A 17,833-nucleotide genomic window follows, 5' to 3' on the forward strand; every position below is an offset into this window, starting at 1 on the left:
CTCCATTGTGCATGTCTGCCCCTCGCCGCGCACGCTACCGGCGTACGCGCCGAGCCACCGCGGCTACCGTGCCGGCTGCCGTGCCTGCGGCCAGGCCCAGCGCCGCGGTGGCCCGCACGGCGCGGCGTCGGCGGCCGTGCCATCCGCCGTCCTGCCGCGCATCCGCCGTTCCGCCGGCGAAGAGACCGCCGGCCGTAGGAGCGGCGGGAGAAGGGCCGAACTGGAACCGGGCCGCGTATGCGCGCAGCACCCGTTCCATCAGCGCAGGTGCCATCCGCCACTGGAACTCGAGCGCTCGTGCGGCGCCGCCCGCGTACGCCTCGCGCCTTGGCCGCTGGATCACCCGGACGATCGTGCGGGCGGCAACTTCGGGCGGATATACCGGCGGAGGCGGGCGCAGTTCCCGGCCAGTGTGGTTGGCCGAGTGCCGGAAGAAAGGGGTGTCGATACTCGCCGGCAACACCGTGCACACCGAGATCGTGTGGTCGCCCGCGGCGTGCAGCTCCTGGCGAACGGTGTTCGAAAGCCCGCGTACGCCATGCTTTGCCGTGTCGTACGCCGAGATGTACGGCATGGTCACCGCCGCGAGCACCGACGCGTTGTTGACCAGGACGCCGCCGCCCGCGGCCCGTAGATAGGGGAGCGCGGCACGCACGCCGTAGACGGTGCCCATCAGGGTCACGTCGATCACCCGGCGCCACTGGTCCACGGGTACCTCGTCGATTCGCCCATAGGCGGACACCCCGGCGTTGTTCACCCAGGCGTCGATACGGCCGAACACGGCCGCCGCCCGGGCCGCCAGCCTTTCGACCGCTGCCAGGTCCGTGACGTCTGTCGGTACCGGGACAGCCCGGCCGCCCAGCGTGTGGCATTCGTCGGCCACCGTCTCCAGGGCGTCCGCGCTGCGCGCCGCGAGCACCACGGAGGCGCCCCGGCGTGCCAACTCGTGTGCCGTGGCGGCGCCGATGCCGCTGGACGCCCCGGTGATCACCACGACCGACTCGTCGAGACTGCGCATCAGTGGCATAGACAGCCGATACCCACTCCATCCCGGCTCATGCGCCCCGGGCGCTCCGCACCTCCCCACCCGACCTCCCCACGCGCCTCCTTCTCGCCCTCCTTCTCGTCGATCAAGGGCGAATGCACGTGGTTTGATCTCTCTTCCATGTGCGTCTTCCCTTGATCAATGTGATGTTCCTTGATCGGCGCTCTCTAACGAGGTCGGCGTATCCGCATGTTTCGCCCCACCGTCAGCCGGAAACCTGTTTCCTCATGCGCGTCGGTCTTGTCAGCTCCGAAAAGCCCACCGGTCCCAGTCAACAGCTCGCCCGGATCGCTGCCGAACTGAGCGCTCGGGGGCACGAGGTACGGGTCTACGAACGCCGTGACGGCGCCGGCCCACCCGCGGTGGCGAACATGCCGGCCGGGTACCGCGTCGAACGGCTACCCGCGGCGCCGTCCGCGCAGGCGCCCGCGTACGTGCCCGAGTTCAGCCGGCGGCTGGCCGAGAGCTGGGCCGACGGCTGGGCCCCGGAGGTGGTGCACGGACACTTCTGGATCGGCGGTCTCGCGGCGGCGAGCGCGGCCGGCAGCAGCGGCATCCCGGTAGCGCAGACGTTCTACTCCCTCGGCACAGCGCAGCGGCGCCAGCTCGGCCACGACGCGGGCGGCGTCGGTCAGCGGATCGCGCTGGAAAGGGCCCTCAGCAGGGCCGTCGACCTCGCGGTAGCGCAGTCCGAGGAGGAGGTCGACGAGCTGACCCGGATGGGCGTGCGCCGCGCCGACGTCGCCCTCGTACCCGCCGGCGTGGACACCGAACGGTTCACACCGCACGGCGAGTCGGAACGCCGCGCCGGGCGCCGGCCGCGCATCCTCTCGGTGGGTGGGCTTGCGCCGTGGCACGGCCAGGACGACGTGATCCGGGCGATGCGGCTGGTCGGCGACGCCGAACTGGTGATCGTGGGCGGTCCGCCGCGTGCCGGGCTGGCCACCCACGCCGAGGCGCGCAGGCTCCGCGACCTGGCAAAACGCACCGGCGTCGGCGGTCAGGTGCACATGGTGGGCGCCGTACCGAACGACCGCATGCCTCGCTGGTACCGCTCGGCGGACCTGGTGGCGTGCGTGCCCCGATACGCGCCGGTGGGCCAGGTGCCGCTGGAGGCGATGGCGTGCGGCGTGCCGGTGATCGGGTACGCGGTCGGTGGTATCGCGGACACGGTCGTCGACCAGGTGACTGGGCGACTCGTGCCGCCGGGCGACGTTCAGGGGTTGGGCACGGCGCTGCGCCGGCTGTTGCGCGACGACGCGGGACGGTTCGCGTTCCGCCACGCGGCCGTGGACCGGGTCCGCTGCCGGTACACCTGGGACCGCACGGCGGCCGCCCTGGAGCGCCTGTACGAACGCCTCCTCGTCCGCCGCGGCCGCCGCACAGCTCCCGCCCCAGCCTGAGGGCCTTCACGCCCGGCCCGCGCCCTCGTCCCGCCCAGCGCGCTCCACGCGCCCCGCCCGGCCCCGCCCGCCCCCGCCCGGCCCGCCCGGGCCAGGCGCGCTCCGCGCGCCCCGATCCCGCCGATCAAGGGCAAACGCACGTGCTTCGATCTCATTTCCACGTGCATTTGCCCTTGATCGATGAGGAAGGCCTTGATCGACGCAAAGGGGCCGCGAGGGCAGCGGGCGGGCGAGGGCAGCGGGCGGGCGAGGGCAGCGGGCGGGCGAGGGCGGCGAGAGGCCGTGCGGGTGCGTGGCGCGCTCTGGGGCGGGCGCGGGCCCTAGCGGCGGGTGGCGGTTGCGGGGTGGCGGAGGCGGAGAGGCGGGCGAGTCTGGGCGATCTCGTGGTGGTGCTGTGGCTCGGCGTATCTCGTGAGGCCGATCACCGCGCCGAGCGTGACCAGGAACCCGAGTGCGGCCAGCCACTCACGCCCCGGCCAGATGCGGTCGCCGAGCAGGAGCAGGCCGATGATCGCCGCGGGCACGGCGCCGGCGGCGTCCATGGCGGCGACTGCCGCGGTCGTGGAACCGCGCTGCATCGCGAGCCCGAGCAGCAGCTGGCCGACGAGCGAGTGGGCGATCAGCAGGTACAGCAGCGGGTCGCGCACGAACTGGTCGAAGGAGTGCGCGGCGGCGAGCGGGCGGGCCGCCACCGCGGCGGCCGAGAACGCGAGGCCGGCGAGCGCGCCGAGCGCCACCGATCCGGGGGCGCCGTGCAGACGTACCGTGATCACGCCAAGCCCACCGATCACGGCGAGGGCGACCGCGAGGGCGACCAGGCCGGCGGGCCCGATCTGCCGGGACGGCGCTGGCTGGGCGGACAGGACCAGGGCGCTGATGCCGCCGAAGAGCAGCACGATCAGTGCGACCTCTGCCGCGGGCAGTCGCCACTTGAGGACGACCACGCCGAGGACGGCGGTGACGCCGAGGCCGGCCGCCACGCTGGCTTGTACCAGGAATAGGGGCAGGTCGCGGCGGGCCAGGAACGCGAGCACGAATCCGAGCGTCTGGCAGCCCAGGCCGACCAGGTACGTGCGGTGGCTGGCGAGGCGCAGGAGCAGACCCGGGTCGAAGGTGTGGTGCACGGTAGTGCGGGTGGCGGCGACGGACTGTAGGAGATTGGCTACGCCATACGCGACGATCATCGCCGCGAGAAAACACCAACCACCAGTGGACGCCACTCGGCGAGGATAGTCGGAGCGAACCTAAATTGGTCCAATCCCCGGCGACGAAAGCCGTTCGAGCAGGTCATCGTGGAGTTTCCCGTTGGTGGCCACCGCACTTCCGCCGCCTGGACCGGCGTGTCCCGAGAGGTCCGTGAAAGTCCCGCCCGCTTCCGTCACGATGGGTATCAGTGCGGCTACGTCCCACAGTGAAAGCTCGGGCTCGACCATCGCGTCCACGGCACCCTCGGCTACCAGCATGTATCCGTAAAAGTCGCCGTATGCCCGGTTTCGCCATGTGTTGCGAATGATGTTCAGCACCGCACCGAGCCGGCCGTTCTCCTCCCAGCCGCCAAGATCGGAGTAGCAGAAGGAGGCGTCGGCCATCCGCGATACGCCGGACACCTTTATCGGGCTGGCCGCGGCGGTGTGGCGTCCCGCGTAGGCGCCGTGCCCGACGGCTGCCCACCAGCGACGGCCGAGCGCGGGCGCGGAGACGAGCCCGACGACCGGCTGGTCGCCCTCCATGAGCGCGATCAGCGTGGCCCAGATCGGCACGCCGCGGATGTAGTTCTTGGTGCCGTCGATGGGGTCGATCACCCACTGCCGGGTACCCGGGCCGGCTGCCGCCTCGGTGACCCCGTACTCCTCGCCGAGCACCGCGTCGCGCGGCCGGGTGCGCGCGAGCGTGGCACGCAGCGCCCGCTCCACGGCCGTGTCGGCGTCGGAGACCGGCGTCAGGTCGGGTTTTGACGTGACGTGCAGGTCGAGCGCACGGAACCGCGCCATCGACACCGAGTCGGCGGTGTCCGCGAGCACGTGAGCGAGCGACAGGTCGTCGGCATACCGGGCCATGGCCGGAAAGGTATCAACCTCGTCATTCGATCTCACCAGCGCGGGAGGCGAGGAGCCGGCGGTACGAGGCGAGCCGGCGCTGGTCAGCGTGCCCGGCCGCCACCCAGGCGTCCAGCGCGCACTGCTGCTCGCCAGCGGTGTGCTCGCAGTTGGGCGGGCACTCCATCGTGCCCTCGACCAGGTCTGAGAAGCCGTGCAGGAGGCTTACGGCGGAGACGTGGGCCAGCCCGAAGCTGCGTATCCCGGGCGTGTCGATGATCCAGCTCGGCCGCTTGTCGGCCAGCCGCAGGGCGACCGCGCTGGTCGAGGTGTGCCGGCCTTTGCCGATCGCGCTGACCACGCCCACGGCCCGGTCGGCGTCGGGGACCAGGCGGTTGACCAGCGTGGACTTGCCGACGCCGGAGTGGCCGACGAGCACCGACACCTGGCCGCTGAGCGTCTCGCGCACCTCGTCCAGCGGGCCGTCGGGCCGGCACAGCACGTACGGCAGGTCGAGTTCGGCGTAGTAGTCGAGCACCTGGTCGGGCTTGGCGAGATCGGCCTTGGTGAGGCACAGCAGGGGCTTGATGTCGGCGTCGTACGCGGCCACGAGGCACCGGTCGATGAACCCGGTGCGTGGCGGTGGCTCGGCCAGCGAGTTGACGATCACGAGCTGGTCGGCGTTGGCCACGACCACCCGTTCGAGGCGGCCCTCGGGGGTGGTGTCGTCGTCGTCAGCGGTGCGCCGCAGCACTGACGCGCGCTCGGCGATCCGCACGATCCGCGCGAGGGCGCCGGACGCGCCGGACACGTCACCGACCAGTGACACGCGGTCGCCGACCACCACCGACTTGCGCCCCAGCTCGCGGGCCCGCATGGCCGTGATGGCGACATCGTCGACCATCGCGGTGTAGCGGCCCCTGTCGACGGCGACCACGAATCCGTCGACCGCGTCGTCGTGGCGGGGCCGCGTGCGGGTACGCGGGCGCGAGGAACGCGACGGGCGGACCCGCACGTCGTCCTCGTCGTACTCCCGCCGTTTCCCCGTCAGACCCGCCTCCTACTGCCTACTGCCCGGCCACCATTGCCGACCATAGTGCCGGGAACTCGGGCATTGTCTTGGATGTACACGCCACATCGTCGAGCTCGATGCCTGGAACCGCGAGGCCGATCACCGCCGCGGCGTGCGCGAGCCGGTGGTCGTCGTACGTCTTGAACACCGTGCCCCGCAGCGGGCGCGGCCGGATCTCCAGCCCGTCGTGGCTCTCGACGACGTCGGCGCCTATGCCGGTGAGCTCCTGGGACAGCGCGGAGAGCCGGTCGGTCTCGTGGCCCCGGATGTGGGCCACCCCGCGCAGCCGGGACGGGGAGTCGGCGAGCGCGGCCAGCGCGGTCAGCACCGGGGTCAGCTCGCTCACGTCGGAGAGGTCCGCGTCGAGCCCGTGCACCGAGCCGGTGCCGCGCACGGTCAGCCCGTCGGTGCCGAGCGTCACCTCGCCGCCCATCTCGTGCAGGAGCTGCCGCAGCCGGTCGACCGGCTGGGCGCTGCTGCGCGGCCAGCCCAGCAGCGTGACCTCGCCGCCGGTGACGAGTGCGGCCGCGAAGAACGGCGCGGCGCCCGACAGGTCGGGCTCGATGCCCCACTCCCGGCCGGAGAGCCGGCCGGGCTGTACCACCCAGACGTTGGGCGTGGCGTCGTCGACCGCGCCGCCGGCCGCGCGCAGCATCTGGGTGGTCATCCGCAGGTGCGGCGCGGACGGCACGGGCGGGCCGACGTGCCGGACCACGATGCCCTTCTGGAAGGCGGCGCTGGCGAGCAGCAGGCCGGAGACGAGCTGGCTGGAGGCGGACGCGTCGATGACCACCTCGCCGCCGGCGACCTGGCCCGTGCCGTGGACGGTGAGCGGCAGGCCGCCGGTGTCGGAGGCGTCGATCTGGACGCCGATCGAGCGGAGTGCCTGGACCAGCGGCCCGAGCGGGCGCAGCCGGGCCTGCGGGTCGCCGTCGAACGTCACCGGGCCGGAGGCGAGGCCGGCGACCGGGGGCACGAACCGCATCACCGTGCCGGCGAGGCCGACGTCGACATGCGCGGGACCGCGCAGGGGGCGTGACCGGACAACCCACCGGTTGTCGTCCACAGTGGAGATGTGAGCGCCCATGCCGCGTAGCCCGGCCGCCATCAGCTCCGTGTCGCGGGCGCGCAGCGGGCCGCGCAGCGTGGAAGGCCCGTCGGCGATGGCGCTGAGCACCAGAGCGCGGGCGGTCATCGACTTGGAGCCGGGCAGGCGCAGGGTCGTAGAGACCGGATCGGTCGCGGTCGGGGCGATCCAGGGCACGGGCGGTCGCGTCGCGGTCATGTTGGCCACGGGTACAGTCTGCCGCCCACCCCCGACGGTACGTATTCGCCGATCAGCCTTCTCCCGAGGGCCGGGATAGATCCCGTAGCGTGTTGCACTATGTGCGGCCGGTATGCCACGACGCGCAGCGCGGCGGATCTCAGCGCGCTGTTCGAGTCGTTCGACGACTCGGGTGGGGCCCTGGTGCCCGACTACAACGTGGCACCCACCGATCCGGTGCCGATCGTGCGCATGTCGCAGCGGCTCAGCGGGCGGGCGCTCTCCGCCGCTCGGTGGGGGCTGGTGCCGCCGTGGTCCAAGGACGCCAAGGGCGCTGCCCGGATGATCAACGCGCGGGCCGAGACGGTGGCGGGTTCGAAGGCGTACGCCCCGTCGTTCGCGCGCCGCCGGTGCCTGGTGCCGGCGGACGGCTGGTACGAGTGGCTGCGCCTGCCGGACGGCCGCAAGCAGGCGTACTTCATGACGCCAGCGCACGGCGGCGTGCTGGCGCTGGCGGGGCTGTGGGCGCCGTGGGGCGACATGCTGACGTTCTCGGTCGTGACGACCGCCGCGATCGGCGATTTGGCGCTGGTGCACGACCGGATGCCGCTGCTGCTGCCGTGGCAGCGCTGGGCCGGCTGGCTGGCCGGCGGCGGTGAGCCCGACGAGCTGCTCGCGGCGCCGAGCGACGAGTTCCTCGCCGAGCTGGAGATCCGCCCCGTCGGGCCCGCGGTGGGTGACGTCCGCAACGACGGACCGGAGCTCGTGGCCCGGGTGCCGGGCGGGCTGCGGCCGGGTGCACCGCCCGAGGAACCGATCGAATTGACCTTGTTCTGACCCTGAACGCTTTGGAGCGCTCCCATCACGGTCGGTGTTGTTTGCCGGGCTCGTGGTGAATCGTCTCTTGGCCTTTCGGCCAGGATCGATGCAACCCCTTGTATTGAGCACTCCATGTGCGATAGAACACAGCGCCGGCAGTGGTTTCGATTCGCATCAGGGCAATCGACAGACGCCAATGTTTCGCCGGTCCCACGGGGGAGGTGGGTAAATGACTCGGGCGCGGATGCCACGCCCGCATGAGGTCGCTGCCGCACGTCGAGACCCGCGCTTGCTGCGGGCTCTGACCGAGCGGCAGTTCGACGACGCCTGGCGCACCCGAGGCGTGTGCCAGAGCGTCGATCCGGAGACGTTCTTCCCGGCGCCTAGCGAGCCGGCAGACGCCGCGGTGGCTCTGTGCCGCACATGTGACGTCCAAGGGCCGTGCCTGGCGTGGGCGCTGGAGGTCGGTGACTGCCACGGGGTGTGGGGTGCCACGACACCGCGCGAGCGCCGCGCGATGCTGGTGGCCTGGCGGGCTCAGGTGCAGCGCGACGACGACGCCGTCGACGGGGCCGGGCCGCCGGTGCGCGACCAACTGCTGACTTTGGAGTCGGTAAACACGCGATAAGCGGCCTACCTGGGCGACGATGAGTTCGTGCCAGACAAGCGTCGTGAGATCGCAACTCCGCGCGGGCCGGCGTGGGCGGACGTAACCGCCGCGTCGGGTCGCGTGGCGAGCCTGCTCGTGCTCGGCCACGGTGCCGGCGGTAGCGTCGACGCGCCCGACCTGGTGGCGCTGCGTGACGCCGCGCGCGCGGCGGGCGTCACCGTGGCGAGGGTCACCCAGCCGTACAGGGTGGCCGGTCGCCGCGCGCCCGCGGCCGCCGGCCAACTCGACGAGGCCTGGATCGCGGTCGTAGAGGCGCTGCGGGGTGACTTCGGCCGGATGCCCGTCGTCGTGGGCGGGCGGTCCAGCGGTGCCCGGGTGGCCTGCCGCACCGCCACCGCTGTCGGCGCGGTGGGGATCGTGGCGCTCGCGTTTCCCCTGCACCCGCCGGGCAAGCCCGAGCGGTCCCGGCAGGACGAGCTCGACACCGGCCTTCCCACGCTGGTGCTCAGCGGCGATCGCGACCCGTTCGGGGTGCCGGCCGCCAGGCGGGAGGTGCAGGTGCGGGAGCTCCCGGGCGAACGCCACGATCTGCGAAAGGACCCCGCCGGCACCGCCCGGATCGCGGTCGAGTGGCTACGCACACAGGGCTGGGCCAGGAATTCCGCCTGACACGTCGGTGTTGCACACACCGAAGGCGTGATCAGAAGGAGTTGATCCAGTGCATTCGGGCGCGCACGGTCTGGTACGCGACGACCGGGAGGCGAAACGGGTACGGCAACTGCTCGACGGACCCCCTTGGCCCGTCGACGCGGCACCTTCCCCCGTCACAGCTCCGGGGTTCCGCGTATCCTCGGCGGGACAGCCAAGGGGGGTTCGGTTGACCCGACCGGAGAGGACCGACGAGCGGCGGGCTCGCTTCGAACGCGACGCGCTGCCCTTCGTCGACCAGTTGTACGCCGCCGGTCTGCGAATGACCCGGAATCCGGCCGACGCCGAGGATCTCGTCCAGGAGACGTTCCTCAAGGCGTTCGCGGCCTTCCACCAGTTCGAAGAGGGCACCAACCTCAAGGCCTGGTTGTACCGGATTCTGACGAACACCTACATCAACTCGTATCGGCGCCGCCAGCGCCAGCCGGTGCAGGCTCCCACCGAGGAGATCACCGACTGGCAGCTCGCCGAGGCCGAATCGCACACCTCCAGTGGGTTGAAGTCGGCCGAGACCGAGGCGCTGGAACGGCTGCCGGACAGCGACGTCAAAGAGGCACTCCAGCAGCTGCCGGAGGAGTTCCGGCTAGCCGTCTACCTGGCCGACGTCGAGGGGTTCTCCTATAAGGAGATCGCCGACATCATGGGCACGCCGATAGGCACCGTGATGTCCCGTTTGCACCGTGGTCGGCGTAACCTGCGCAACCTTCTTGAGCGGTACGCTGCCGATCGAGGCTTCAATCGCAGTCCGTCGACCGACACCGCAACAGCTCGCCAGGAGGTGTGACAGACCGTGAGTTGCGGTGAACCACACGAGACCGACTGTCGCGACGTACTCGCCCAGGTCTACCTCTACCTCGATCTGGAGTGTGCCGACGACCGCCGCGATCTGATCCGCCAGCACCTCGACGAATGCTCGCCCTGTCTGCGCGAGTATGGCATCGAGCAGGAGGTCAAGGCGCTGGTCGCACGCTGCTGCGGCGACGAGCGAGCCCCCAGCGAGCTGCGTGACCGCCTCCGGGTGCGCCTGAGCGAGCTGGTCTTCGAGGCCGACTCGCGCGAATACCTCCCCGACTGACGGGCCACCGTCACCTTTACGGCATCCCGAGTTCGTCCAGGACACGTACCATGCCAGCGTGAAGCGTGCCGGGGTGCTGCTGGGTGGCCTCCTGCTCGCCTTTCTCGCCGCCCGCCTCGTCATCTGCGTCCGGGGCACGGTATTCACCTCGTTCGACACCGTCTCGTACCGGGGCGACCTGGCCGTCGACCGTGGATCGCTGGTATCGCTGACCGGTCACGCACCCCGTTTGTGGGGCGTGCCGGCCTTCTACGCGCTCTTTCCCGGCGACCACAGTCGCGCGGTCGCCCAATGGGCCGTCGGCACGGTCGCGTGGGCTCTGCTGGCGTGGGCGCTCTGGTCGTGGCTGCGCAGCCTCGCCGTCAAGATGGCCGGCGCGGCCGGGGTGCTCCTGCTGGCCGTGCTCCCGCCGGTGGCGAACTGGGACTTCGCGATCCTGTCCGAGTCGCTGTCGATCTCGCTGGGAGTGGCCACCCTCGCGCTGGCGCTGCTCTGGGGGCGTACCGGCTCGACGCCGGCCTTGGCCGCCGCGCTGGTCGTCGCCTCCTGGTGGACCTTCACCCGCCCCGACATCAGGGTCTTCACGCTCTTCCTCATCGTGGCGTTCGCGGCGGTGGCGTGGCGCCGCCCGGCGCTGCGCCGCGGCGCGCTCACCGGCGCGGGCGTGCTCGCCGCCATGGTCGTGTGGTGCACCGCGCTCACACCGGTCGTCGACCGCACCTACCAGGGCTGGAGCGCCACGCCGGCGGTGCGTTACGAGGAAGGGCTGCTGGTCTTCCGGCTGCGCCAGCACGTGCTTCCGGACCCGCAGGTGCGCGCGCTCTTCGTGAGCGAGTTCGGGATGCCGTCCTGCCCGGCCATGGAGGAGATCGCCGCCGACGGGCCGTGGCAGACCACGCGGTTCGCGGAAGCGTACGCGGGGTGTCCCGAGATGAAGGCGTGGGGCGAGCGGAACGCGACAGACGTCTGGAGGCGGTACGCGACCACGGCGCCCGGCCTCTTCGCGCGGCGCAGCGCCGAGGTGGTGAAGCTGTCGCTGGCCGGCGCCGACTACGCCAAGACAGCGCGGGTCGCCCCGCTGGCGGTACAGGATGTGATTTTCCCGCCGCGGCGGTGGGTGCTGCCGGTGCTGGCCGGCGGGCTGCTCGTCGCGGGCGCCGCGCTGGTCGCGAGCGGTGCGTGGCGGTCGCGGCCCGGCGTGAGCTCCGCCGCGGGCGTGCTCGTCGCCGCTTCGGCGGCGAGCGTCGCGGCCGGCATCTGGTACGGCGCGGGGGAGTACTGGCGCTTCGGTATCCAGGAGGCGATCGGCCTGCGCCTGGCGGTGCTCGTCATGGCGGTCACCGCGGTCGACGCGTTCGTGACCCGGAAGAGCGCTCGCCCTTCCGGATCACCACGCCTGCCCCAAGGGTCAGGAGTTGGGGCGCTTGCCGTGGTTGGCGGCGCTCTTCTTACGAGCCTTCTTCTTGCGGGACTTCTTGGCCATGGTGCCCTCCCAGTGACGGACGGTTGACCGGGACGATCCTAGTGGCCGGGCCATGGTTGGATACGTGCGCAGGCACACCCCCGTCTCAAGGAGGGCCGCAGGATGGCTGAGGAGATTCGCGCCGAGATGGTGGCGAACGTCTGGAAGGTCGTCGCATCCGCCGGTGACACCGTCGCCGAGGGCGACACCCTCGTCATCCTGGAGTCCATGAAGATGGAGATCCCGGTGATCGCCGAGTCCGACGGCACCCTGCGTGAGCTCGCGGTCAACGAGGGCGACGTCGTCCAGGAGGGCGACCTGATCGCGGTCATCGAGTGAGCGAGCGAGTTGGCGCGGCGGCGTCTGGACTGAGGAGCGTAGCGACGAGGGAAGGCGTCGTCTTTGGGCGCCGCACGAGCGAGCGAACCGGAGACACGTGAGCGAGCGAGTTGGCGCGGCGGCGTCTGGACTGAGGAGCGTAGCGACGAGGGAAGGCGTCGTCTTTGGGCGCCGCACGAGCGAGCGAACCGGAGACACGTGAGCGAGCGAGTTGGCGCGGCGGCGTCTGGACTGAGGAGCGTAGCGACGAGGGAAGGCGTCGTCTTTGGGCGCCGCACGAGCGAGCGAACCGGAGACACAGCATGAAGGTGAGGCTTGCTGGGCCTGGCGACTTTGAGGCGGTCGCGCGGGTCAGTGTGGCGGCGTACGAGGCGGACGGCCAGCTCAAGGGCGAGCACGGATACGCGGACGTGCTCGCCGACGTGGAGTCCCGATCGGGTGCCGGTGAGATCCTGGTGGCCGTCGACGACGGCGGCGAGGTGCTGGGCGCCGTGCTGTTCGTGCTGCCCGGCTCGGCGTACGCGGAGCTGTCCGGTCCCGGCGAGGCGGAGTTCCGCATGCTGGCGGTCGACCCCGCTGGGCAGGGCCGAGGTGTCGGCGAGGCGCTGGTGCGGGCGTGCGTCGCCCGGGCCCGCGAGATGGGCTGCCACGCCATGGTCATCTGTGTGCGGAGCGGCTTCGCGGCGTCCGCACACCGGCTCTACGCACGGCTCGGGTTTGTGCGCACCCCCGAGCACGACTGGTCACCTGTGAGCGGCGTCGACCTTCTCGCTCTCCGCCTCGACCTCGGCGATCCGGTCCAGTAGCTCGAAGGCGACCTTCAGCGCCACGGCGTGCCGTTCGTGGGCAGGCACCTCCGGGCGCATCGCGAAGAAGGTGCTGTGCACCGCGAAGATCGCCAGTGCGGCCCGCACCTCGTTTTCGGCTGACTGGCCGGGACCGGCCAGCAGGTGGGCGAAGCGGATCAGGCGTTCGCGCATCTGAAGCCCGGCGGACAGGCTCTTGAGCACGGTCTGGTTCTGCTCGAAGAACCGCATCACCGGGAACCTGTTTCGGCCGAACAGGTCTTCGGCATACCGGCTGAGCAACACGCGTCGCGTCTCTACACCCGGTGGCTGGGTCTCGGCCCAGCGGATCAGCTCGTCCATCACCTGGATGCGGTCTTCGACGATGCTGGCGACGATCTCTTCTTTGCTCTTGAAGTGGTAGTAGAGGGCGGCCTTGGTCACGCCGAGGCGCTCGGCGACTTCCCGGAGCGAGGTCTTCTCGTACCCGTGCTCGGTGAACAGCTCGAGCGCCACCTCCTGGATGCGCGTCCGGGTGTCCATGCTCACACTCCACCTGCTTACTTGACGACCGGTCAGTGGCCGACTTACCGTACGGCAAGTAAGTACTTTACCAGGGGGCTGTGATCATGACAGAGACGGCTCAGACCGAAGCGAAGCCGAAGATCCACGTCGTGCTCGCCGGTCTGATGATCGCCATGATGCTGGCGATGCTCGACAACATGATCGTCAGTACGGCGCTGCCGCTCATCGTCCGCGAGTTCAACGGACTCGACCACTTCACGTGGGTCGTCACCGCGTACATCCTCGGCACGACCGTCTCCACGCCCATCTGGGGAAAGCTCGGTGACCTCTACGGGCGCAAGACGGTCTTCCTCACCTCGATCGGGATCTTCCTGCTCGGATCCGCGCTCTCCGGCATGGCTGGCTCCGCCATGCTCGGCGGGCCGCAGGACGGCATGGTGCAGCTCATCGCCTTCCGGGCGCTCCAGGGCCTCGGCGCCGGCGGCCTGATGGTCGGCGTCATGGCGATCATCGGTGACCTCGTGCCGCCCCGCGAGCGCGGCCGGTACCAGGGCATGATGGCCGGGATCATGGCGATCGCGATGGTGGCCGGCCCGCTGGTCGGCGGGTTCATCGCCGACAACCTGTCGTGGCGCTGGGCGTTCTACATCAACCTGCCGCTCGGCGGGGTCGCGCTCCTCGTCCTGATCACCCAGATGCACCTGCCCAAGTACCGCACCGAGCACCGCATCGACTGGCTCGGCGCCGCGCTGCTGTCGGTGGGCATCACCGGGCTCGTGCTCATCACCACGTGGGGCGGCAACGAGTACGACTGGGTGTCGCCGCAGATCCTCGGGCTCGCGGGGCTGGCCGTGGTGAGCCTGGTGGCGTTCGCGCTCGTGGAGCGCAGGGTGCCCGAGCCGATCCTGCCGCTCGACCTCTTCAAGATCCGCAACTTCGCGCTCATCTCGGGAGTCGGCTTCCTGCTGGGCTTCGCGATGTTCGGGGCGATGAACTTCCTGCCGATGTTCCAGCAGTACGTGCAGGGCGCCTCGGCCACGGGCAGTGGCCTGCTGCTCCTGCCGCTCATGTTCGGAATGCTGATCGTGTCGATCGGCGTCGGGCGGGCGATCACGAAGACCGGCCGGTACCGGATCTTTCCGATCATCGGCGGCGTGGTCATGACGATCGGCATGGTGCTGCTCACCAGGCTCGACGTGCACACGTCCCGTTTCGAGATGGGTGCCTACCTGGTGGTTCTCGGCGTCGGCATGGGCTTCCTCATGCAGACCTCGATGCTCATCGCGCAGAACAGCGTCGAGCAGCGCGACCTCGGTGCGGCCAGCGGCGCGGCGACGTTCTTCCGGTCCATCGGTGGCTCGTTCGGCGTGTCCCTGTTCGGGGCGATCTTCTCGGCGCGGCTGCACGACCAGATCGTGGTGCGCATGGGCGCGCAGGCGGCCGAGCAGTTCGGCAGCGGAAGCGGTGCGGCGGGCGGCTTCGACCCAGCGGTGCTCGCGACGCTGCCGGCCGCGGCCCGCGACGGGCTGCTGACCAGCCTCGCGAACTCGATCTCCGGCATCTTCTGGTGGGCGATCGTGTTCGCGGCGGCGGTGCCGGTGCTGGCGTGGTTCATCAAGGAGATCCCGCTACGCGGCACCCCATCCGAAGCACCACCGGACGCCCCCGCGGAGGCGGCACCCGCCGCGGTGGCTCCGGGACGCTAGGCGCCGCGGCGGCGCAGGAAGCGGCGCCACCAGCGCTGCCGCCTCGGCGACGGCTTGGCGTCGGTCTCCTCGGACGCGACGATCTCGCGCGCCAGGTCCATCGCGCTCTGAGCGAGGTCCGGGGTGGCCAGCGCCAGCTTCGCCACCGACCAGGCGATCGAGACCGGCCGGTCGTGCGACACCGCCGCCACGTCCGTCAGCCGTTCGGCGACCACGCCGGCCACGTCGGCGCGCGCCGACGGGTCCACCCACGCGGCGGTCACCAACGCGAACAGGGCCGCCTCGGTGATCCAGTCTTCGACTCCCCACACCAGCTCGACCAGTACGCGCCGCCGGGTCGACTCGGCCCACGGCTCCTCGGTGCGGTGGTGCAGCAGGCCCAGGCACGCCCAGACCTGCACGCACCGTACCCACAGCGCGGGGTCGTGCTCGGCGATCGTCCGGCCCAGCTCGGTTTCCGGCGCGGCCGGCGGGTGGACGAGCAGGCTCAACAGGTCGTCGGGCTCGACCGTGGCGAACGCCACCGCGGCGTCGTACGCGGCCGGCGGGTGTGCCCATGCGGGGTACGCGAGCTGCCGGACCCGCTCGGCGGCGATCGGCGACGGTGGCGGCAGGGCGGGCAGTGCGTGCGTCTCGTCGTACCGCCACAGCACCCGGCCACCGGGCCGCCGCGGCTCCCGGATGTCGGGGGCCAGAATGCGCTCGACGGTCACCGCCAGCCCGGGGATGGCCGCGCTGACCGCGCGCATGGCGCTGGGCGGTTCGAGGCCGCTGAGCCAGATACGCCCGCCCTCTGGGGACGAGTCGGTGGCGAGCATCTGCCGCAGCACGTTGACGACGGCCTCGCCCGCTGAGGGCAGCCGCCCCAACCAGGGCTTCTCGTGGCAGCACTCGACGAGATCGGTGTGCTCGTGCGAGTTGTCCGGGTGGTCGCGCTGGAAGTCGGCGAGCGCCACGAGATGGCGCACCTGCCCATCTCGCCGATGCCGCAAGCGGTGACCGGTGTGCACCGCGCAGTCGAAGGTCGGATCCTTGGCGAGCGCCCGGTCGATCCACACGAGGGCGTCGTCGAGGCGCCCGTGGTCCGCCAGGGTGCCCGCGATGTCCGCGTACACGGAGAGGTCTTCGGGGTCGTGCGCGGCCGCGCGGCGCAGCGCCGCGACCGCCTCCGCCGGCCGTCCGGCGCTGCGGTACGCGTATCCGAGCCACACCTCGGTGAGCTTCGTCGGATGGGCCTCGACGCCGCGGGTCGCCCACTCCACAGCGCGCGCCGGCTCGCCTATCCGGCGGGCGAGCGCGGACGCCGCGCCCAGCAGCATGCCGTGGCGCGGGTGCGCGGTCACGGCGTGGCCGGCCAGTTTCAGGTACGGCCGGAGCGGCTCGCGGTCGGCCTCGGGTACCGGGTCGGGCACCGCCGCGCACACCTGCATGAGTACTCGTGCGAGGTGATCCGGTTCGACGCGGACGGCCAGGTGCGGCTCGGTGACCCAGGGCACGCCCGCCCAGTCGGCGGTGGGCACGTGGCCGGTCGCGGCGGCGAGCAGGTCGAGCCCTTCGGCCTGCCGCCCGGCTGCGGCGAGCAGGTGTGCGCGGGCCACCACGGTGCCGATGAAGACGTTGTCGCCGAGGGTGAACAGGTCGACCGCGCCACTGGTGCGGGTAGCGAGCTGTGCCAGTACCTCGTGGACCTCGGGCATGGTCGGCGCGTGCGCGATGGCGCCGGCGACGTGCTCGGCCGCGTGGTGGAGGTCGCCTTCGTCGAGAGCCATTCGCGCCAGCGCGAGCTCGCCCTCGGCGGACAGTCGCGGGTCGTCCATTCCCTCAGGCACTCGTCGCTCCTTGATCGTTCCCCGTGCGGCAGCGTAGAGCATCGTGAGGCCGTGCTCATTTGGTTGCGTTTCTCGGCTGTACGGTGCAAAAATGAGCATGTGACGAGACCTGGTGCGGGCATGGCGGCCGACATCGCCGAGCAGCCCGAGGTGTACGCCCGCCTACTCCAGCCGGCCCACGCCACCGCGATCGCCGAGGTGGCCGCCGTCATCGCCGAGCGCCGGCCACGACACGTGGTGTTCACCGCCCGCGGCACCTCCGACCACGCCGCGCTCTACGCGGCGTACCTCGCAGAGATCCGCCTCGGGCTGCCCGCCGGCCTCGCGTCGCCCAGCGCGATCACCGTCTTCGGTGCCCGGCCCGACCTGTCCCACGCCCTCGTCGTGGGCGTCAGCCAGAGCGGCGGCTCACCCGACCTCGCCGAGGTGCTGCGGGTCGCCCGCGAGTCAGGCGCGCTCACGCTCGCCGTCACCAACAACCCGGAGTCGCGGCTCGCCGAGGTCGCCGAGCTGTCCATCGACGTCGCCGCCGGGCACGAGCGCGCGGTGGCGGCCACGAAGACGTACACGGCGGAGCTGCTCGCCCTGCTGATGCTGGTGGAGGCGGTACGCGCGGGCGGTTCCGTCCCGGACGAGTTGGCGGGGCTGCCCGACCTCGCCGCGCGGGTGCTGGAAAACGACGCCGTGACCGGCATGGCGGCGCGTTACCGGTTCGCGGCGCGGATGGTCACCACCGGTCGGGGATACGCCTACGCCACCGCGCGCGAGGCGGCCCTCAAGCTGATGGAAACGTCGTACCTGCCGGCGCTGGCCTTCTCCGGCGCCGACCTGCTGCACGGCCCGCTGGCGATGACCGACCCCGACGTTCCGGTGCTTGCCGTTGTCGGGTCCGGGCCGGGCGGCGCTGCGATGCGCGACGTGCTCGTGCGCCTCGGTGAGCGTCGCGCCGACGTCCTCACGGTCGGCGCGGCCGGCGAGATCGCCGTTCCGGACGTAGACGAGCGCCTGGCGCCGCTGCTGGACATCCTCCCGCTCCAGCGCCTGGCCCTAGCTCTGGCCCTGGCCCGAGGCGAAGACCCGGACGCCCCGCGGGGCCTGAAGAAGGTCACCGCCACCCTCTAGCGAGCGCTCACTGAGCTCACCCGTAGGGGCCCT

Annotated in this window: 18 protein-coding genes; 10 read left to right on the forward strand and 8 right to left on the reverse strand. The window is 71.4% G+C overall.

What is annotated here, in order from left to right; all coding sequences use genetic code 11:
* Window positions 1–34: 34 nt before the first annotated feature.
* Complete coding sequence (locus tag V6V89_RS03610) at window positions 35–1,027, reverse strand: SDR family oxidoreductase (RefSeq protein ID WP_334617470.1); 993 nt, start codon at window positions 1,025–1,027, stop codon at window positions 35–37.
* Between the two features lie 245 nt (window positions 1,028–1,272).
* On the opposite strand from V6V89_RS03610, the gene V6V89_RS03615 reads away from it, so the two are divergent.
* Entirely contained in the window at window positions 1,273–2,448 is a 1,176-nt protein-coding gene (locus V6V89_RS03615) for a glycosyltransferase (protein WP_334617471.1), read from the forward strand.
* A gap of 320 nt (window positions 2,449–2,768) precedes the next feature.
* Here V6V89_RS03615 and V6V89_RS03620 read toward each other — a convergent pair whose 3' ends face one another.
* The 4 genes from V6V89_RS03620 to aroA are packed head-to-tail and all read right to left on the reverse strand — an operon-like array spanning window position 2,769 to window position 6,850.
* Window positions 2,769–3,632, reverse strand: coding sequence for a hypothetical protein (locus tag V6V89_RS03620; RefSeq protein ID WP_334617472.1), 864 nt, complete (start codon window positions 3,630–3,632; stop codon window positions 2,769–2,771).
* 60 nt (window positions 3,633–3,692) lie between these two features.
* Window positions 3,693–4,505, reverse strand: a complete 813-nt coding sequence (gene hisN, locus V6V89_RS03625) for a histidinol-phosphatase (protein ID WP_334617473.1) — start codon at window positions 4,503–4,505, stop codon at window positions 3,693–3,695.
* 22 nt (window positions 4,506–4,527) lie between these two features.
* Complete coding sequence (gene rsgA, locus V6V89_RS03630) at window positions 4,528–5,499, reverse strand: ribosome small subunit-dependent GTPase A (protein WP_334617474.1); 972 nt, start codon at window positions 5,497–5,499, stop codon at window positions 4,528–4,530.
* A gap of 52 nt (window positions 5,500–5,551) precedes the next feature.
* Window positions 5,552–6,850: a 3-phosphoshikimate 1-carboxyvinyltransferase gene (gene aroA, locus V6V89_RS03635; RefSeq protein WP_334617475.1), complete on the reverse strand. Its 1,299-nt coding sequence runs from the start codon at window positions 6,848–6,850 to the stop codon at window positions 5,552–5,554.
* Between the two features lie 90 nt (window positions 6,851–6,940).
* Here aroA and V6V89_RS03640 point away from each other — a divergent pair, with 90 nt between their 5' ends.
* The 5 genes from V6V89_RS03640 (at window position 6,941) to rsrA (ending at window position 10,032) form a co-directional block, all read left to right on the forward strand.
* Window positions 6,941–7,657 carry an SOS response-associated peptidase gene (locus tag V6V89_RS03640; RefSeq protein ID WP_334617476.1) on the forward strand — a complete coding sequence of 239 codons (717 nt, stop codon included), beginning with the start codon at window positions 6,941–6,943 and terminating at the stop codon, window positions 7,655–7,657.
* 211 nt (window positions 7,658–7,868) lie between these two features.
* Complete coding sequence (locus V6V89_RS03645; protein WP_334617477.1) at window positions 7,869–8,267, forward strand: WhiB family transcriptional regulator; 399 nt, start codon at window positions 7,869–7,871, stop codon at window positions 8,265–8,267.
* Window positions 8,268–8,294: 27 nt separating this feature from the next.
* On the forward strand, window positions 8,295–8,918 hold the full coding sequence (locus V6V89_RS03650) for an alpha/beta hydrolase family protein (RefSeq protein WP_334617478.1): 624 nt from the start codon (window positions 8,295–8,297) through the stop codon (window positions 8,916–8,918).
* 49 nt (window positions 8,919–8,967) lie between these two features.
* Window positions 8,968–9,741: a sigma-70 family RNA polymerase sigma factor gene (locus V6V89_RS03655; RefSeq protein ID WP_334617479.1), complete on the forward strand. Its 774-nt coding sequence runs from the start codon at window positions 8,968–8,970 to the stop codon at window positions 9,739–9,741.
* Window positions 9,742–9,747: 6 nt separating this feature from the next.
* Window positions 9,748–10,032: a mycothiol system anti-sigma-R factor gene (gene rsrA / locus V6V89_RS03660; protein WP_334617480.1), complete on the forward strand. Its 285-nt coding sequence runs from the start codon at window positions 9,748–9,750 to the stop codon at window positions 10,030–10,032.
* A gap of 1,408 nt (window positions 10,033–11,440) precedes the next feature.
* Here the strand turns inward: rsrA and V6V89_RS41590 are convergent.
* Window positions 11,441–11,515 carry a 50S ribosomal protein bL37 gene (locus V6V89_RS41590; protein ID WP_369814844.1) on the reverse strand — a complete coding sequence of 25 codons (75 nt, stop codon included), beginning with the start codon at window positions 11,513–11,515 and terminating at the stop codon, window positions 11,441–11,443.
* Between the two features lie 102 nt (window positions 11,516–11,617).
* Between V6V89_RS41590 and V6V89_RS03670 the strand changes: the two genes are divergently transcribed.
* Both V6V89_RS03670 and V6V89_RS03675 read left to right on the forward strand, forming a co-directional pair.
* Window positions 11,618–11,833 carry a biotin/lipoyl-binding carrier protein gene (locus V6V89_RS03670; RefSeq protein ID WP_334617482.1) on the forward strand — a complete coding sequence of 72 codons (216 nt, stop codon included), beginning with the start codon at window positions 11,618–11,620 and terminating at the stop codon, window positions 11,831–11,833.
* A gap of 302 nt (window positions 11,834–12,135) precedes the next feature.
* Window positions 12,136–12,639, forward strand: a complete 504-nt coding sequence (locus tag V6V89_RS03675; protein WP_334617483.1) for a GNAT family N-acetyltransferase — start codon at window positions 12,136–12,138, stop codon at window positions 12,637–12,639.
* Here the strand turns inward: V6V89_RS03675 and V6V89_RS03680 are convergent.
* A complete protein-coding gene (locus V6V89_RS03680; RefSeq protein WP_334617484.1) occupies window positions 12,577–13,161 on the reverse strand; it encodes a TetR/AcrR family transcriptional regulator in 585 nt (194 codons plus the stop codon). The two genes, V6V89_RS03675 and V6V89_RS03680, sit on opposite strands and share 63 nt — an antisense overlap.
* A gap of 86 nt (window positions 13,162–13,247) precedes the next feature.
* On the opposite strand from V6V89_RS03680, the gene V6V89_RS03685 reads away from it, so the two are divergent.
* Complete coding sequence (locus tag V6V89_RS03685; RefSeq protein ID WP_334617485.1) at window positions 13,248–14,849, forward strand: MDR family MFS transporter; 1,602 nt, start codon at window positions 13,248–13,250, stop codon at window positions 14,847–14,849.
* On the opposite strand, the gene V6V89_RS03690 is transcribed toward V6V89_RS03685, so the two are convergent.
* On the reverse strand, window positions 14,846–16,666 hold the full coding sequence (locus tag V6V89_RS03690; RefSeq protein WP_334617604.1) for a tetratricopeptide repeat protein: 1,821 nt from the start codon (window positions 16,664–16,666) through the stop codon (window positions 14,846–14,848). The two genes, V6V89_RS03685 and V6V89_RS03690, sit on opposite strands and share 4 nt — an antisense overlap.
* A gap of 132 nt (window positions 16,667–16,798) precedes the next feature.
* On the opposite strand from V6V89_RS03690, the gene V6V89_RS03695 reads away from it, so the two are divergent.
* Window positions 16,799–17,800 (forward strand): SIS domain-containing protein, encoded by a 1,002-nt coding sequence (locus V6V89_RS03695; protein ID WP_334617605.1) that lies wholly within the window; start codon window positions 16,799–16,801, stop codon window positions 17,798–17,800.
* The last annotated feature ends 33 nt before the right edge of the window (window positions 17,801–17,833 follow it).

It is taken from the genome of Micromonospora sp. CPCC 206061 (assembly GCF_036906915.1).
Lineage (GTDB): Bacteria > Actinomycetota > Actinomycetes > Mycobacteriales > Micromonosporaceae > Phytohabitans.

Coding starts and splice junctions, on each gene's coding strand:
- V6V89_RS03695 (WP_334617605.1), top strand. CDS start 16,799: ATGGCGGCCGACATCGCCGAGCAGCCCGAGGTGTACGCCCGCCTACTC.
- V6V89_RS03670 (WP_334617482.1), top strand. CDS start 11,618: ATGGCTGAGGAGATTCGCGCCGAGATGGTGGCGAACGTCTGGAAGGTC.
- V6V89_RS03690 (WP_334617604.1), bottom strand. CDS start 16,666: ATGGACGACCCGCGACTGTCCGCCGAGGGCGAGCTCGCGCTGGCGCGA.
- V6V89_RS03640 (WP_334617476.1), top strand. CDS start 6,941: ATGTGCGGCCGGTATGCCACGACGCGCAGCGCGGCGGATCTCAGCGCG.
- hisN (WP_334617473.1), bottom strand. CDS start 4,505: ATGGCCCGGTATGCCGACGACCTGTCGCTCGCTCACGTGCTCGCGGAC.
- V6V89_RS03610 (WP_334617470.1), bottom strand. CDS start 1,027: ATGCCACTGATGCGCAGTCTCGACGAGTCGGTCGTGGTGATCACCGGG.
- V6V89_RS03680 (WP_334617484.1), bottom strand. CDS start 13,161: ATGGACACCCGGACGCGCATCCAGGAGGTGGCGCTCGAGCTGTTCACC.
- V6V89_RS03645 (WP_334617477.1), top strand. CDS start 7,869: ATGACTCGGGCGCGGATGCCACGCCCGCATGAGGTCGCTGCCGCACGT.
- V6V89_RS03675 (WP_334617483.1), top strand. CDS start 12,136: ATGAAGGTGAGGCTTGCTGGGCCTGGCGACTTTGAGGCGGTCGCGCGG.
- V6V89_RS03685 (WP_334617485.1), top strand. CDS start 13,248: ATGACAGAGACGGCTCAGACCGAAGCGAAGCCGAAGATCCACGTCGTG.
- V6V89_RS03615 (WP_334617471.1), top strand. CDS start 1,273: ATGCGCGTCGGTCTTGTCAGCTCCGAAAAGCCCACCGGTCCCAGTCAA.
- V6V89_RS03620 (WP_334617472.1), bottom strand. CDS start 3,632: ATGATCGTCGCGTATGGCGTAGCCAATCTCCTACAGTCCGTCGCCGCC.